A 16,547-nucleotide genomic window follows, 5' to 3' on the forward strand; every position below is an offset into this window, starting at 1 on the left:
AGGATATGCTCGTCGGGGGCATGCTGGGAGCACCCCGGATAGGAATGCGGTACCCAGATCGTCGGCAGGCCGAGGATCTCCGAAAATACCTCATTGGGCAGCGAGCCGCCGAAATTCGGCAGGATCGCCGGCGATTTACCGGTGGTCTGCCGGATGGAATCCGCCGCCCATTTGACCCAGGGGCTGTCGAAATCGGTGCGCGAAGCCGCAAAACTCTGCGTCGCCTTGACCTCGACCATGGGAAAGCCCTTCGCGACCAGATGGGCGCGCATAACGTCGACAATATCGTCGATTTTGGTGCCGACAACGAACCGCAGTTGCAGCACCGCGTTGGCGCACCCTGGAATGGCGTTCGCGGGCTGCTCGATACTACCCGCCGACATCGCCAGCACTTCCAGCGTGTTCCAGGCGAAGAGCCGCTCGGCGGCCGACAGACCTTCCTCGCCCCAGTTCTCCGACAGCGCCGGCTCGCCGGCGGTCGGGGCGACCTCCACGTCGGCGAGCAAGCTGCGGATCTGGTTGGTGATACGCGGCGGCTTGAGGGCGTCCAGCAGGATACGCCCGTGGCCGTCGACGAGGCTCGCCATTGCATTGGCAAGGATGGTGGCAGGGTTGGCCAGCACACCGCCCCAATTGCCCGAATGATGCCCGCCGTCGCGCAAATTGACGTCGAGATGAACGCGGATGCCGCCACGACAGCCGAGGAAGACCGTCGGCCGGTCGGCGGACAGGCGAGGACCGTCGGAGGCCAGAAACAGGTCGGCCTCGAGGTCCTCGCGCAAGTCCGCGCACACCCGGCCCAGATCCGGCGAGCCGATCTCTTCCCCCATCTCGACGATGAACCTGGCGTTGAAACCGAGCTTGCCGCCGCGCGCGGCCCGAACGGCGGCGAGCGCCGCAAGGTTGATGCTGTGCTGGCCCTTGTTGTCGGCGGTGCCGCGGCCATAGACGCGCTCGCCCGCGACAGTGGTTCGCCAGGGGTCGCGATCCTCGCGCCACTGGCCGACCATGCCGTCAACCACGTCGCCATGGCCGTAGATCAGGACGGTCGGTCGTGAAGCGCCCTCGCGATGCTCCGCAATGAGGAACGGCGACTTTCCGCTCGGCGATTCGACAAGGCGGCTTTCGAAATCGAGCTCGGCAAAGACCGGCTGCAATTCCTTCTCCAGATAGGCGCGCAACTCCGCACTCCGCGCCGGATTCTGGCTCTCGCTCCGATAGGCGACCCTGCGATCGAGATCGGTCAGAAATGCGCCGGAGTGGAGCGCTTGGCGGGCCCGGGCGATGGCGTCTGCTCTGGTCATGTTCTTTCGATCAGTTCTTGGAGGCGCACAGTAGCGGCATCACAAGCGCGCTGGAAGTGGGGGCGACGCTCCCCGCTCGCCTAGCGAGCCGCGAAGGATGAACGGCCCCGCTTGTGCCCGTCGTGCTTCGAGACGGCCGCTGCGCGGCCTCCTCAGCACGACGGTGAAAGAGTGATGTTCGCGGCTCTTCGGCTTCGTCATTGCGAGGAGCGCAAGCGACGAAGCAATCCAGGCTGTCGCAGCGGAAGCAGTCTGGATTGCTTCGCTTCGCTCGCAAAGACGAGTCAAGCAACAACGCATATCCAAACTGTGGATACGACTCCGCCTTCCCGCGGCATGTTTTGCCCGAGTTGTGCTCGTCCGCTTCACCCTCTTTTCTAACCGAGGGCGCAGGGAAGGCCGGGTGCCGGCTGACACCCGCGGTCCGTGCGCAAAACGCACACGGCTTGGACCACAGGGCAGCCGAGACATCCCGGCCTTCCCTGCGCGGATGGTTTTAACGGCTTATGTCGTGATCTCCCCGGTGAGACGAGCTCTATTGCCACCGTCGCCGCGCGGATGTTTGGCGCATCACGCCGGTTGGCGTGAAACACCTCCGCAGGCTTGACGCCAGCTTCGGGCGCCAGGACCACACGATTTCGCCGTCCGCGGACGCCCTCGCCCGGCGTTCGACGGCTGGCGTGTGCTCACCCTCGAAGCCAAGCGAAGACGCTATTCAGCGCCGTTCGTCCGCACGCCGGCATCGCTCACAAGCTTTTAGACTCGCCCTGCGATTTTGCCCTGCGCGCCCGACGCTGCCGCGTCCACCGCATCCCAAACCCGCGATCCGTGACGACGTACGACCGCCCCTCGTGCCGGGTGAGACAGGTCGCGTATACGCCAATTCCGAATTCGGGAAAAGAGAAATATTTTTGCCGTGAGGGATTGACAGGTTTTTGACTGTTTGCCTGTCGGGCAAACTTATCCACTCGTCATTCCGGGGCGCGCGAAACGCGAGCCCGGAATCCATTCAATTATGCGAAACGCGGCGCGATGGATTCCGGGCCTGCGTGCTTCGCACGCATCCCTGACGCAGCGGTGAAATCTAGACGCTGCCGTCCACCATCACTTCGATCAGCCTGGCGCCGGGGCGGCGGAAGGCCGACGACAGCGCGGATTTCAGTTCGCCAGGATCGGTGATCCTGATCGCCTCGCAGCCGAGCGACTTCGCAATGCCGGCGAAATCGACCTTTGGGTCGACGAAATCCATGCCGATGTAGTTGTCGTCGCCATGGAAGGCGAGCAGGCGCTGCTTGATGATGCGGTAGCCGCCATTGTTGGCGATGACGACCGAGAGCGGCAGCTTGTGGTGGGCGGCGGTCCACAGCGCCTGGATCGAATACATCGCGCTGCCATCGCCGGAGAAGCACACCACCGGCCGGTGCGGATTGGCGAGGCTGACGCCGACCGACGCGGGCAAGCCCCACCCGATGCCGCCGGAAGCGAGCCCATGATAACCGTAGCGGTCGCGATGCGGGCGCAGCGGAATGATCTGCCGCCCCGACGTCAGGCCCTCGTCGACCAGGATGGCATTATCGGGCATCGCCTCGACCATCTGCAGCACGAGCCAGTCCGGATCGATGGGCGTGCGATCCTTCGCCCTTGTGATCTGCTCGACGAGGGAGGCACGGCGCGCGGTCCAGTTCTTCGTCGCGAGTTCGGCGAGGCCGCGTTTGGCCCGCGCCTCCAGCGCAGCGCCGCCACCCTCCTTGAGCGCCGGAACGAGCGCGCGCAGGGTTTCCCGCACGTCGGCCTTCACCGCGATCTCGGCGCCATAGTTCTTGGCAAGGTCCCATTCGGCAAGCCCGACCTGCACGATCCCCATGCCCTCCGGCAGCGGATCGATCTCGCTGTAGACCGACATGCGCAGCGGATCGCCGCCGACCGCGACGAGGAGGTCGTAAGGAGCGAGCGCCTCGCGCGCCAGCTTCTGGATGCGCGCCAGCGCGCCCATGAAGCACGGGGTTTCGGACAGGAAATGCGCGCCATAGGGCGTCGACGACTGCCAGGCCGGACAACCGAGCGTCTCGGCCAGCTCCGCCGCTTCGTGGAGCGCGTCGCTCTTGACGATCTCGTCGCCCGCAACGATCACCGGCCGCTGCGCTTTGAGGATGCGCTGCGCCAGCGCCTGGATTGATTCATCCGACGGTCGCACCCGCGTATCGACGCGGGTGGAGCGGCCGAATTCGATGCCGGCCTCGGAGTTGAGGATGTCGCCGGGCAGCGAGATGAATACCGGGCCGGTCGGCGGGGTGGTCGCGACCTTGGCCGCGCGGCGCACGATGCGCGGCAGGTCTTCCAGGCGTGTGACTTCGACCGCCCACTTCACCAGCGGCTCGGCCATGCGCACCAGGGGCCCATAGAGCACCGGCTCGGTGAGGCCGTGGCCCTGCTCCTGCTGGCCCGCGGTCAGGATCAAGGGCGTACCCGTGAACTGCGCGTTGTAGAGCGAGCCCATGGCGTTGCCGAGCCCGGGCGCGACGTGGACGTTGCAGGCGACGAGGCGGCCCGAGGCGCGGCTGAAGCCGTCGGCGATGGCGACGACGAGGCTTTCCTGCATCGCCATTACATAGGTGAGATCGGGATGATCCTTCAGCGCGTGCATGATCGGCAATTCGGTCGTGCCGGGATTGCCGAACAGGTGCGTGATGCCCTCGTCCTTGAGCAAGGCGAGAAACGCCGAGCGGCCGGTGATGCGGTTCTTCATGTTTCCTCCCCCGGGACGTTGACCTCGCGGGCAGGCATGATGGGCGAAGTGTGCCACCCGGCGCAATGGAGCGAGGTCATGGCTGATCTGCGGACGGATGGCGCGGAGCTTGATTTTGCCCGTAACCCTCTGTCATTGCGAGGAGCGTAAGCGACGAAGCAATCCAGACTCCATCCGCGGAGGTACTCTGGATTGCCTCGCTTCGCCGCAATGACGGCGGAGTTACACGATCTAGAACATTCCCTCGCGTTCCGTCTTCCTCTTTTTCGAACGCTGCCAGACCACGCCGGGAAAGCCCTTTAGCGGCACCAGAGGCTCGCCGGCATAGGCCCATTCCTGCGATTCCTCGATAGCAATGTGATAGAGCGGCTGACGGCCGGTGCGGCCCGAAAACAGCGCGCGGGGTATGTTCACCATGTGCGGCGAGCGGGCGCGCTCGTAAACGAGCGGCGTGCCGCAGTGAGAGCAGAAGCTGCGCACGGTCTTCGTTGCATTGTCTTCATAGCGCGCGACCGCCCTTTCGCCCTGGGTGATGCGGAAGCGCTTCTTCCAGCTGCCGACGTAGGTTGCATAGGCGGCACCATGGGCGCGACGGCTGGCGGCCGAATGATCGTGCCAGGCCCAACGTGCCGGCACGTCGATCTCGAAGGCAACCTTGCCGCACAGGCATTGGCCGGCGGCGATTCCCGCAGGTGGCGTTGCTTTAGCCATGAGCGTTGTACCTCCGTCATTGCGAGCGAAGCGAAGCAATCCAGACTGTCGCCGCGGAAAGATTCTGGATTGCTTCGTCGCTCCGCTCCTCGCAATGACGTCCATTGTGGCGGTAGCGGAGTGATAGTAGGCAACGCGTCCCCGGATTCCGGGTTCGCGGCTTCGCCGCGCCCCGGAATGACGGGACAGGACTCACGCCGTTTCCAATTCGTCGTAGCCGGGATAATCCGTATATCCCTTCGCTTCGCCGCCGTAGAAGGTGGCGCGGTTGTAGGGCGTGAGCGGGAAGCCGTGCTTGAGGCGCCGCGGCAGGTCCGGATTGGAAATGAAGATGCGGCCGAACGCGACCGCGTCCGCATGGCCCTCGGCGATCGCCGCGTTCGCGGTCTCGCCGGTGAAGCCGCCGGCCGCGATCAGGACCCCGCTCCACATCGGGCGGAACAGCACCATCGCCGACGGCACGTTCTGCCAGTTGACCTCGGCACGGCCCGCTCCACTGGAGCGCGGCTCGATGAAATGCACATAGGCAAGGTCGAGCCTGTCGAGCGTCTTCACCACATGGCTGTAGAGCGGCATCGGATCGGGCTCGCCCGAGTCATTGGCGATACCGTAAGGCGACAGCCGCACGCCGACGCGGCCAGCGCCCCACACCTCGATGACCGCCTGCGTGATCTCCATGAGCAGCCGCGCGCGGTTCTCGATCGAGCCGCCATAGCGGTCCGTACGCTGGTTGCTGCGCGACTGCAGGAACTGCTCCAGGAGATAGCCGTTGGCGCCGTGGATCTCGACGCCGTCGAAGCCGGCGGCCAGCGCGTTGCGCGCGCCCTGGCGGAACGCCTCGACGACGCCGGCGACCTCCTCGGTCTCGAGTGCGCGCGGCGTCTCATAGGGCACGATCTTGCCGTCGGCGCTCATCGCCATCATGCCTTCGGCCTTGATCGGGATCGCCGAGGGCGCGACCGGCAGCGCGCCACCATGATAGGAAGAATGCGAGACGCGCCCCACATGCCAGAGCTGGAGGAAGATGACGCCGCCCTTCTCGTGCACGGCGTCGACCACCTGGCGCCAGCCGGCGATCTGGGCATCGCTGTAGATGCCCGGGGTCGCGGGATTGCCGCGCCCCCATGACGTGACCGGCGCGGCTTCCGCGATGATCAGCCCGCCGGCCGAGGCGCGCTGGGCGTAATATTCGGCATTGAGCGGCCGCGGCGCGAAGGTTGCGCGCTCGGCACGCATGCGCGTCAACGGCGCCATGACGACACGATGCTGCAGGCGATAGGGACCCACCTGAAGCGGCGAAAACAACGCAGGAAATTTCATATCTGCCCCGGAGTATCGATGGTGTCTATTGAAGCGATCTCGCTGGATCGTTGAGCGTGAAAGGCTACAGCGCGGCGAATTTGGCGTAAAGCCGACGGACCGGCGCGTCACCGAAGACCACCCATGCCAAGTCGGGCATGGTCGTCGCGGCGCGGCGGCTTACTTCGCCCAAGACCCGCCGTTACGAACGATGGAGAAGCACCGTGCCGCATCCCGCCTTGTCAGCCAATAACGTCGCCGTGATCACCGGAGGGGCATCGGGTATCGGTCTTGCCGCCGCGATGAAATTTGCCGCGCTCGGCATGAAGGTCTGCATCGCGGACGTCGATCCCGACCGGCTGCAACAAGCCAGAACGAAACTGTCGGCCATTGCGCGCGGCGGTGCGGACAGCGTGATGGCGGTGGCGACCGATGTCAGCCGTCTCGAAAGCGTTGCGGAACTGGAAGGCGCGGTGCACAAGCGGTTCGGCGGTACCGACGTGCTGATGAACAACGCCGGCATTCAGCCCGGCAGCAAGCTGTTCGGACCGCTGGACAACTGGGAACGCGTGATCGGCGTCAATCTGTGGGGCATCATCCACGGCTCACGGATCTTCGCCCCTCGCATGATCGAGCGCGGACGGGACGGCCTGATCATCAACACCGGCTCCAAGCAGGGCATCACCACGCCGCCGGGCGATCCCGCCTACAACGTATCCAAGGCCGGCGTGAAGGCGTTCACCGAGGCGCTGCAGCATGAATTGCGCAACACCACGGGCTGCCGCATCAGCGCGCATCTCCTGATCCCGGGATTCGTGTTCACGCCGCTGACCGCGCGCGGTCGCACCGACAAGCCGCAGGGCGCCTGGACGCCGGAGCAGACCGTCGACTTCATGATCGAGCGGCTGGAAGCGGGCGACTTCTATATCCTGTGTCCGGACAACGACGTTCCGCGCCGCCTCGACGAACGGCGCATCCTGTGGGCGGCGGGCGACGTCGTCGAGAACCGCCCTGCTCTGTCGCGCTGGCATCCGGACTACGCGGAAGCGTTCGCCGCGTTCGTCAAGGACGCCTAGCCGCCTGCAACAGCACCGGCCTCAGATCGCGAAAACCCAGGCGGCGACGATCACACCGAGGGTCACGAGGCCCGCAATGGTCCACCCGGCGGCATATTCCAGTTCCGGGTGGCCGGTAGCCCGCATGATCTCCCTCGGGTCGTCCGCGCCTTTCCAATGGACCGACATGACAGCCTCGCCTTGCGCCTGCCAACGCAAGACAACGGCGCGGAACGGGCCAGGTTCCCGCTGCTTGAGCAAGACTCCTCTCCGCGGCGCCGAATTCGCTTGGCGAGGCCGGTGACGGGTGCGCCAATCGGCGGCTCGCGGGAAAGCCATGCCGTCAAATAGCCCCAACGCAGGCCGATGTTGCGTCGTCCGCTTGCCCGCGTACGATGGATGAAAAGCTATCTCGTATTCTGCTTGCTGCTGGTGGTGACGGCGGCCTCCGCACAGAGCCTGCTGCCCTTGCCGCAACGCCCCGGCAACGACGTCCTGAGAACAGGGCTGAGCGATGCCGACGATTCGGCCGACGCGGCCGTTTCGGATGCGGCCCGGTTATGCGACCAGGTGTCGTTTTCACGGAACCTCAAATATGGCGAGAGCGAGCTGAACGTTCTGGATGTCGCGACGATGGAGGCCGCGACGGGGATGTTGCGTCCCATTCTTCTGCTTGTCGCCGGCGAAAACTTCACCGGCGATGGCGACTCCGCCGATGTTGCCCGGGATCTTGCCGACCAGACGATGTGCTTTGCCGCGCGTAACGGCATGGTCGGGGTGCGAATGCGATATCGACTGGCGCCCGCCGCGCAATGGCCTTCGGGCACGAGGGATGTCGCGGCGGCGGCGTCCTGGATTCACCAGAATATCGATCTCTTCAACGGCGACGCCCGGCAGATCGTGGCGGTCGGCTACGCCGCTGGCGCTTATCATGTCGCAAGCCTGCTGGCGCACCCCGAATTCCAGGCCAGCGACTCCGATGTTGCGGCCGTCGTGCTCGTATCCGGCACGTACCGGCCGAGCGCGGACGGCGACGACGGCGAGAAGTCCTATTTCGGCACGGATGCCAGCCAATATGACAAGCAATCGGTGTTCCCAGGCATTCTCACCATCGAAGAACCGATTGTGCTTGCCTGGGCCGCCGCTGATCCCGCGCGTCTCGTCGCGCAGGGCGAGCAATTCAAGGAGCAGCTCTGCGCCGCCGGACATTGCCCGCGCACGACAGTCCTGAGGAATCGCGACGGTCTGGCCTCCGTGTTCGGCCTCGACGGCTCTGCCGACAGCCTGGCCGAGCCGACGCTGCTGCTCGTGCGCCAGCTCGAAGCGCGCGGCCTGCCGTAGCGTCGAGCGTTGGCTGCTTGGGCGCGGACTTTTCGCGTTCCGATAAGCTCCTCCGCGCGGTCAGCTTTCTCAAGCCGCGTCAGTCGCGTCCATTTCGGCCAGGGTCTTGCGCAAGTGCCGCAGGGCGGGCGTCACGATGGCCACGAAGATCGTCTCGCGAAGCCGGCGATCGGCATCCGAGCCCAGGATGTAGCCCTTGGCGCCGGCGTGCATCATCGCGGAGTTGGCGCATTCCATCGCCACGTCCCCGGCAGCCAGGCGGGCCTGATAGACCTGGCGCAGGTAGTCCTTCGAGGTTTCGAACGGCGTCTTGAGCAGTTCGACCACCGTCTTGACCATCCCGTCGACCTTCTCCGCGAAATAATCCTGCCGCATCGGCAGGTACTTGTTGACGTGAAGGTGGGTCTGATCGCACTCGTTCATGATGTTGATGCAGCCCTGGATCTGGCCCAGCGCGATGCCAGCCTGCAACAGGAAGAAGGTCGGCTTGATCCTGGCCACGAACGGCCCGATTGGATCGGCAAGCACCATGGCGTCGGGCACGAACGCCTTGCGCACCTGCACGGTGTAGGTGCCGGAGCCTTCCAGGCAGATGAAGTGGACGTTCTGCGTGATCTTGACGGCTTCTCCGTCGACCTTCATCACGCACATGATGCGGTGCTCGGGCTTGTCGACCAGTTCGAACGCCGTGCCGAGATAGTGACCGTCGCCAAGGTTGGAGACGTAGGGCAGAACGCCGGTCACGACATAGCCGCCGTCGACCCGCTCGCCGCGCAACCGAAAGTTCTCGATGCCGTCCATGGCCTTGACGGGATTGGACATGGCCGAAGTTCCGAAGGCGGTCCCGCTCGCGATGAGAGGCTGCAGGCTTTCGCGCAGCGCGGTGTTCTCGCTCATTTCGAGATACCATCCGAACGCGTTCTGCAGCCACATCAGGAACGAGGTGCAACCGCAATGCTCGCCCGAAACGGCCATCGCCTCGATCGTCGTGAGGATTTCGCGCTCGCGACTATAGCCGAACCCTTGCAGATGCTGCGCGAATGCGCCGGCGGCGCCCAGCTTGCGAAGCGTTTCGATCGGATAGAGTCCCTGATCCACTTCGCGCGCAAGAACGCGGATGTGGTTGTCCGAGAGCGCGCGGCAGGCCGCCAGCAACTCCTCTCGGCTTGCCGGCGCCGACGGCGTGGCGGGAGCATCAGCGGAAAATTCAAGCATGGTGCAATCCTTCGAATTCCAGCTGCGCCGTGTTCAGGGAGGCGCGCAGCGCGTGTTGAGCAAATTCACGCACCTTCGCCCGGCTCGCGAACGGCGTGCATCTATGCATGAAGCGTAGTTGGGGAGTTCCGCGCCTGCATTTGCGCGGGATCAATCGCGCCGAGCGGCGGCTGCTGAAATTACTCGCACGATTTTGCCTGATTGGGCAGCAAGGCGAACAAAGCTTGCGCAATCACCATCTGGCGCCCTGGCGCAGCGAATGGCGCGCCTCTGCGTTCAATTGCGCCGATTCATCCTTATATCGTAATATTTTCATGGGATGCTGTCGCCTCGGACGTCACCGTACGTCAATGGCGGTGCTGCGCGCTTCGAGCCAAGACACGCGATCGGCAAGACTGCGTCCCGTTGCCGCATCGGGCCGGCGATGGGCGCGGTCGAACGACCTTTGAAGCCGCGCGTCAGATGCAAGGAAACTACGCACGCACATCCTCAAGGACGCGTGCGAACGCGTCTTCTGCGCATTGTGGTGCGGGCGTCAATCGCTCAGTCAGTGCTCGACACCAGGAAGCTCAACGGTCCCAACAACCCCAGCCACAGGAGCAACAGGTCCATCTGCATCGATGCGCTCCGACTTCCCCAACGTGTGGCGCACAAGATGGGCCAGTTCCGGTCGCGGGGTCCGCGGCGCGCCCCGCCCGAGCCGGGCCTCGCTCTGGCGCAGCATGGCACCATCCAGCCGGCCGTGGCGCGATGCATCCAGCGCGCAGGCGAACAGCCGGTAGAACTGCGATCCGTCGATGGCGACCAGGAGCAGGTCGACGCCCGCGTTCAGCGCTTCCGTGACCGCGGTACAGACATCGTGCTGGTAGATCGCACCCATCACGAGATCGTCGGTCATGACGATGCCCTGGTAGTTCCACTCGTTGCGGATGATACCGTCCACGACGCGCTTGGAATGGGAGGCGGGACGCGCCGGATCGATCGCGCTGAGCGTCACGTGTCCGATCATGAGCTGCGCGTTCGAACTTGCCAGCACTTCCCGGAACGGACGCCAGTCGGCGGCTTCCAGTTGCGCCTGCGGCGTGTCGAGCTCGGCGCTGAAATGGTGGGTATCGGCGCGAACGCGCCCCAAGCCCGGAAAATGCTTCACCGTGGCGCTGACACCGGATCCCTGAAGACCGCTGACATAGGCCTGGGCAAGCTCGCTGACGACGCGGGGATCGGCCGAAATCGCGCGCTGGCCGATCAGCGTGTTGAAATCGAGCCGGGTGCGCCCTTCAGGCCGCAGGTCGAGCACCGGAGCGAGATTGAGATTGACGCCGAGCGCCGCCAGCTCCCGTCCGTGAATGCGACCGAACGCTTGGGCCTTCTCTTCGCGATCGTCGGGCGGAAGCTCCGCCAGCGTCGCCAGCGCCGGCAACCTTGTCAGGGGCGGCGACAGATGGCCGACGATACCGCCCTCCTGATCGGCGGCGACGAACAATGGCGGCAAGCTCGCGGCGCGCCTGATGTCCTGAAGCGCCGAGATTTCGTCTCTCAGCGCCTCCGCACTCCTTCCACGGATGTTGTGTCCGGTGATGTAGATGCCGCCGATCAGCCCCGTCTGGGCGAGCAGCGCGACCTCGGAGAACGAAGTGTAGCCGACCATGAAGTGCGGCCCCAGCTTCCGCACCTGTACGGGATCGGCCCGCAGCACTACGCGCTTCGTCTGCTCGAATGAAAGATGGCCGCACAGCAAAAGGAGCGGCGGCAGGCACCACACCACGATCGCCAGCTTGCCGAGATGTCCCTGCCGCCACCAGGAGCGCCAGAGCAGGCCGGCGAGAACCACGATGCTGGCGAGGATGATCGTGGTGTTTCCCACGCCCCGCAGCATCATCAGATAAGGCTGATTCTTGTTCGCGGCGATCAGCGCAAGAACCAGTCCGAAAGAGAAGAGCAGGACGTAAGCGATGCGGTTGCCGGATTTCATGGGTGCGACCGTGCGTGTTGATGCGATGTCATTGCCCTATCAAACCGGCGCTCCAAGCGCGAGATGCCAGAACGCATCTGCACGGAATCTGCACGAAACTCCTGAACTCGTGTAGACGACTTTCCCGAGATTTGCACACCGACCGGTCAAGCTTGCCCCGTTCAGCATCACAGAAGGTATTTTTGAAAGATGACAAGCATCGCTTCGCCGGCGCCTGACACCCAATCCGTCGAGATCGCTCCGCGCTGGTTCAAGCTCGCAATCGCGCTCGTGCTGGCTGCGCTTGCCGACTGGCTGTTTTATGGTGAACGCGTCGGAATATCGGTCGTCGTTTTCGCGATCGCGCTGGTATTGGGTTCGCTGCTCGCCAATTTTGCAGCGCTGAGCCGAAGCCGCGCCGCGCTCGGCGCGGTTGTCATCGTCGCCGGCCTGGTGCCGGCCGTGGAAGAAGTCAATGCCGCTTCGCTCGTGATCCTCATCCTCGCGCTCGGCATTGCCCTGATCGTGACCATCGATCCTGCTCCGGTCCGACTCGGTGAACGGGCTGCGGCGCTGCTCGACCTCTTCCTGGTCGGCCCGTTCCGGTTCTTCCGGGACGCACCGCGGGCATTCCATCTCCCCGCGCTGGCCAGCGGCCTTGTCGTCTGGCTGGTGCCGGCGCTGCTCGGGACGATATTCATCTGCCTGTTCGTGGCGGCCAATCCGGTGCTGGAAAAATGGATTCAGCTGTTCAACCCGGGTGAAGTCGCTTCCCAGGTCAGCGTCGGACGAACTCTGTTCTGGATCGTCGCAATGGCGCTGGTGTGGCCGTTCATCCATCTCTGGCGGCGGGCCATGGTAGCCTCCTCACCGGACCCGGACGGGCCGGACGCGCAAACCGCGGCCCGATCGTCCGGCATCGCGCTCCTCGGGGCACCCACGATCCTGCGCTCGCTGATCCTGTTCAACCTCTTGTTTGCGGTGCAGACGGCGCTCGATGCGGCCTATCTGTGGGGCAACGCAACGCTTCCGGCCGACGTCACCTATGCATCGTATGCCCATCGCGGCGCCTATCCTCTCATTGCCACCGCCCTGCTCGCTGCGGGCTTCGTCCTGGTTGCGATGCGGCCCGGCGGCCCCGCAGAGAAGTCCAGCGTGATACGCTGGCTCGTCTATCTCTGGGTAGCGCAGAACGTGATGATGGTCGCCTCCTCCATTCTTCGTCTGGATATCTACGTACAGATCTATCTTTTGACCTATTGGCGCATTGCCGCCTTCATCTGGATGATGCTCGTCGCCATCGGACTCCTGTTGATCCTCGCCCGCATCGCGCTCAACCGCTCGAACGAATGGCTGATCAGGGCAAACCTGATCACGCTGACAGCTGTGATTTATGTTTCATCGCTCGTGAACTTTGCCTCCATCATCGCCGACTACAATGTCAGCCACAGCCGCGAAGTGTCGGGCAAGGGCGTGCAGATGGATACCTACTACCTCTCCCAGCTGGGGCCCCAAGCCTTGCCTGCGATGGAAAAGGCAATGCAGATTCAAACTGTCGAATCGCACCTCGTTTCGCGCCGGGATTCGCTCCTGGACGAACACCGGCGAGACATGGTGTCCTGGCGGACCTGGGGCTTCCGGAGCTGGCGCCTCCAGCACTACCTGGACACCCAGAAGAACGCCGCGACAGGGTGACGGCCGGAGCGACGTTTGACCCACCGTATTCTCATTGTCGACGACGACCTGCACATTCGCGAGGTCATTCGCGTGGCGCTCAAAAAGGCCGGCATGATCGTGGTCGAGGCGCGCGACGGCAAGGAAGCGCTGACCCGCTTTGCCAGCGACCGGCCCGACCTCATCGTCCTCGATATCGGCATGCCGGAATTCGACGGGCTGGACGTGTGCCGGGAGGTGCGCAAGACCTCCGACGTTCCGATCCTGTTCCTGTCGGCGCGCGACGAAGAAATCGACCGCGTGCTGGGGCTCGAGATCGGCGGCGACGATTACGTGACCAAGCCATTCAGCCCGCGCGAGCTCGTCGCCCGCGTCAACGTCATCCTGCGCCGGATCAGCCCGCGCGGCCCGGATTCCAAGGCCGACTCTGCGACTCTCGCGCAGGGAAGCCTGTCGGTCGACCCCGAGCAGCACGTCGCACTTTTCGCGGGCACGCCGCTCAAGCTGACGGCGATCGAATTCGGCTTCCTGCGCGCCATGCTGACGAGGCCCACGGCGGTGTTCAGCCGCGAGCAGCTGATGAGGGCGGCCTATCAGCTGAACATCCAGGTCTCGGACCGCACCATCGACAGCCACATCCGCAACATCCGCGCCAAGCTCGCCGCCGCCAATTGCAACAGCGTCATCGAGACCGTTCACGGGGTCGGCTTCAAGTTAGGGCGATGCGAGCCGCAGGCATGATCAGCGTCGGCGCGCCCCGGAAGTGGCGCCCCTCCCTCGGGCTCGTCATCTTCACCGTGCTGGCCACGGTCGTCGTCCTGCCCCTGGTCGGGCTGTTTTTCTTCCGCCTCTACGACAACCAGCTCATCCGTCAGACGCAGGCGGAGCTGATCGCGCAGAGCCGGGTGCTTGCCGCGATCTACGCCCGGGAAGTGCTGGCCCGCCTCGACAGCGGGATCGGGCTCGGCGCCGAGGTCCCGCCCGGCGCCTTGCCGGATCCGGGCGAACCCGTGACGCCGATCCGCCCCGCGCTCGATCTTCTCACGGGCGATGATCTGTTGCGGCGGCGACCCGACGCGCTGCCGGCAAAAGCGCCGGCGGAGCGGGCCTATATCGAGATCGGCGCGCACCTGACGCCCATCATCCGCGAGACGCAGAAGGTGACGCTGGCCGGCTTCAGGATCCTCGATCCGCATGGCGTCGTGATCGCCGGACGCCAGGAAGTCGGGCAATCGCTCGCGCATATCGAGGAGGTCGCCACCGCGCTGCACGGACAATACGGCGCGGCGCTGCGGATCCGCGTGCCCGACAGGCCCCCGCCGCCGATCTACTCGATCAGCCGCGGCGTCGGCGTTCACGTGTTCTCCGCCATGCCGGTGATTGTCAGCAACCGCGTTGCCGGCGTGATCTACACCTCGCGAACGCCGAGCAATATCTTCGACCTGCTCTATCAGGAGCGCGGCAAGTTCATCATGGCGGCGCTTGCCGTCGTTCTGGCAACCCTCATCATCGGCCTGGTGTTTTCCCGAACCATCACGCGGCCGATGCTCGAGCTGATCGACCGCGCGGCGCGGATCGGCAAGGGCGACCGCGAGGCGTTCCTGCCCATGCGGCACTACGGCACGCGCGAATTTGCCCTGCTCTCGGACAGCTTTCTAGGCATGGCCGAGCAGCTGGCGCGGCGCTCGGACTACATCGCCAGCTTTTCGGCGCACCTCACCCACGAGCTCAAATCGCCGCTGACCTCGATCAAGGGCGCGGCCGAGCTGCTGCTGGATTCGCTGCAGAGCAAGTCGCACGAGCTGACTCCCGCCGAGCAGAAGACCTTCCTGTCGAACATCCTCAAAGATGCCGAGCGTCTCGAGGCGATGGCCCAGCGGCTTCGCGAGCTGGCGCGCGCCGAGGGCCTGCCGCAGAACGAGCGGAGCGAGCCGGGAGCGGTGATCGACGATCTCAAGCGGCGCTTTCCGAACGTCTCCATCTCGGCGACCGGCAGCCTCGATCGGCCCATTGCCATGTCGAGCGAAAAGACCCTGATCGTGCTGTCGCATCTCGTCGACAACGCGATCCGGCACCGTGCCAGGAACGTGCGGATCGAGGCGAGCGAGGAAAGAACGGCAGTCCGACTGACCGTCAGCAATGACGGCGATCCGGTATCGGAATCGAACCGGGAGAAGATCTTCGACGCCTTCTTCACCACCCGCCGCGATGCCGGCGGCACCGGAATGGGTCTTGCGATCGTGCGCGCCGTCATGATGAGCCACGGCGGCACGATCCGGCTGCTGGCGACCGACGCGGGCGCGTGTTTCGAGCTGCAATTCCCGGCGGGAGGAGAATGAAGGGTGCGGTTTCCGGGCTAATCGACGAGAGCGCGCCGCGGCTGATAAGGTGGGCACTGCTATACCCGAATCGCAGACCGGGCATAATGATTGCCGCACCGTCGGCTGCGGATCGTGCGTTTGATGAAGGGCATTCCATGACGTCCGTTGCCCTTCCAGCGACCGGCAGAAAGCTGCCACTGCTTTACATCGCGGTGCTTGCCCGGCCGACAGCAACCACGTCCGCAACGCTGATGGTTGCCGGTGTTTTCGCTGCGATGTACCTCGCAACTCCGGTCGGCCCTCGTTCTCACTGGCGCTTCCCGGTACATCACGAAGTGACTTCCGCGGCGCCCCTGTCGCGCAACGTGTAGCGTGCGAAGACCTGCCATGATGTCGTCCCGGGCCTTCGAGCCTGCGGCATCGCGACCGTCGGTGAGTTCGCCAATTGCCTGAACGAGCGTGTCCCGGTACACCCGTGATTGTCGCGCGCCACAATTCTCAGTGGTTCCATTTGAGGATGTTGGCAAAATCGACTTCCGGGGCAGCGCCAAGACGAACGCGCCATCTCTGGTCGGCCATGAGGGCTCTATTCGGCGGTTCGGGAGATGACCTTCTCCGAAAGGTCATTCAAAAAGGTTTGCAGCTCCTCGATATTCCCAAATTCTTTGAAGTCTCCTCGATCCAACGCGCCGACACCGGCGCGAGCCGCTGCCCGCAGGGCTTTCAGCTTGCCCGCATCCTCCGCCTCGCGTTGCTCCACGAGCCGCAACCCATCGCGCAGCACTTCGCTGGCGTTCTGGTAGCGGCCGGACTTGACGAGGGTTTCAAGGAGCTCTCCTTGACGCTCGGTCAGCACGACATTTCTTGTCGGCATTGGCATCCTCGTTCAAAAAGTGGAGCTTATGGCATGATGTGCCATGCGTCCCTGAT

The 16,547-nt window shown here is 64.5% G+C and carries 13 protein-coding genes; 5 read left to right on the forward strand and 8 right to left on the reverse strand.

Translation table 11 applies throughout. From position 1 onward, the window contains the following. The 4 genes from HY852_RS23460 to HY852_RS23475 all read right to left on the reverse strand — a co-directional run. Positions 1–1,304 (reverse strand): M20 family metallopeptidase (locus HY852_RS23460; RefSeq protein WP_291607282.1); only part of this gene is annotated, 1,304 nt, incomplete at its 3' end. Between the two features lie 1,084 nt (positions 1,305–2,388). After that, positions 2,389–4,050 (reverse strand): thiamine pyrophosphate-binding protein, encoded by a 1,662-nt coding sequence (locus HY852_RS23465; protein WP_291607283.1) that lies wholly within the window; start codon positions 4,048–4,050, stop codon positions 2,389–2,391. Positions 4,051–4,281: 231 nt separating this feature from the next. Beyond that, complete coding sequence (locus HY852_RS23470; protein WP_291607284.1) at positions 4,282–4,761, reverse strand: GFA family protein; 480 nt, start codon at positions 4,759–4,761, stop codon at positions 4,282–4,284. Positions 4,762–4,953: 192 nt separating this feature from the next. Further along, on the reverse strand, positions 4,954–6,081 hold the full coding sequence (locus tag HY852_RS23475) for an alkene reductase (RefSeq protein ID WP_291607285.1): 1,128 nt from the start codon (positions 6,079–6,081) through the stop codon (positions 4,954–4,956). A 203-nt stretch (positions 6,082–6,284) separates the two neighbouring features. Here HY852_RS23475 and HY852_RS23480 point away from each other — a divergent pair, with 203 nt between their 5' ends. Next, on the forward strand, positions 6,285–7,136 hold the full coding sequence (locus HY852_RS23480; protein WP_291607286.1) for an SDR family NAD(P)-dependent oxidoreductase: 852 nt from the start codon (positions 6,285–6,287) through the stop codon (positions 7,134–7,136). Between the two features lie 21 nt (positions 7,137–7,157). On the opposite strand, the gene HY852_RS23485 is transcribed toward HY852_RS23480, so the two are convergent. After that, a complete protein-coding gene (locus HY852_RS23485; RefSeq protein ID WP_291607287.1) occupies positions 7,158–7,304 on the reverse strand; it encodes a hypothetical protein in 147 nt (48 codons plus the stop codon). Positions 7,305–7,514: 210 nt separating this feature from the next. Here HY852_RS23485 and HY852_RS23490 point away from each other — a divergent pair, with 210 nt between their 5' ends. Then, complete coding sequence (locus HY852_RS23490) at positions 7,515–8,456, forward strand: alpha/beta hydrolase (RefSeq protein WP_291607288.1); 942 nt, start codon at positions 7,515–7,517, stop codon at positions 8,454–8,456. A 69-nt stretch (positions 8,457–8,525) separates the two neighbouring features. On the opposite strand, the gene HY852_RS23495 is transcribed toward HY852_RS23490, so the two are convergent. Then, the gene (locus HY852_RS23495) at positions 8,526–9,671 is read right to left on the reverse strand and encodes an acyl-CoA dehydrogenase family protein (RefSeq protein WP_291607289.1); all 1,146 of its coding nucleotides are present in this window, start codon (positions 9,669–9,671) and stop codon (positions 8,526–8,528) included. Positions 9,672–10,218: 547 nt separating this feature from the next. Continuing rightward, positions 10,219–11,643 (reverse strand): glycoside hydrolase family 3 N-terminal domain-containing protein, encoded by a 1,425-nt coding sequence (locus HY852_RS23500; protein WP_291607290.1) that lies wholly within the window; start codon positions 11,641–11,643, stop codon positions 10,219–10,221. A 189-nt stretch (positions 11,644–11,832) separates the two neighbouring features. Between HY852_RS23500 and HY852_RS23505 the strand changes: the two genes are divergently transcribed. Genes HY852_RS23505 through HY852_RS23515 form a run of 3 tightly spaced genes read left to right on the forward strand, consistent with a single transcriptional unit; the run spans position 11,833 to position 15,635 of the window. Next, positions 11,833–13,317: a DUF4173 domain-containing protein gene (locus tag HY852_RS23505; protein WP_291607291.1), complete on the forward strand. Its 1,485-nt coding sequence runs from the start codon at positions 11,833–11,835 to the stop codon at positions 13,315–13,317. Positions 13,318–13,332: 15 nt separating this feature from the next. Beyond that, on the forward strand, positions 13,333–14,037 hold the full coding sequence (locus HY852_RS23510; RefSeq protein WP_291607292.1) for a response regulator transcription factor: 705 nt from the start codon (positions 13,333–13,335) through the stop codon (positions 14,035–14,037). After that, on the forward strand, positions 14,034–15,635 hold the full coding sequence (locus tag HY852_RS23515) for an ATP-binding protein (protein WP_291607293.1): 1,602 nt from the start codon (positions 14,034–14,036) through the stop codon (positions 15,633–15,635). The genes HY852_RS23510 and HY852_RS23515 overlap by 4 nt, the downstream gene beginning before the upstream one ends. A gap of 568 nt (positions 15,636–16,203) precedes the next feature. On the opposite strand, the gene HY852_RS23520 is transcribed toward HY852_RS23515, so the two are convergent. Continuing rightward, positions 16,204–16,491, reverse strand: a complete 288-nt coding sequence (locus HY852_RS23520; protein ID WP_291607294.1) for a type II toxin-antitoxin system ParD family antitoxin — start codon at positions 16,489–16,491, stop codon at positions 16,204–16,206. Between the last annotated feature and the right edge of the window lie 56 nt (positions 16,492–16,547).

Source organism: Bradyrhizobium sp., assembly GCF_016213215.1.
Taxonomy (GTDB): domain Bacteria; phylum Pseudomonadota; class Alphaproteobacteria; order Rhizobiales; family Xanthobacteraceae; genus Bradyrhizobium.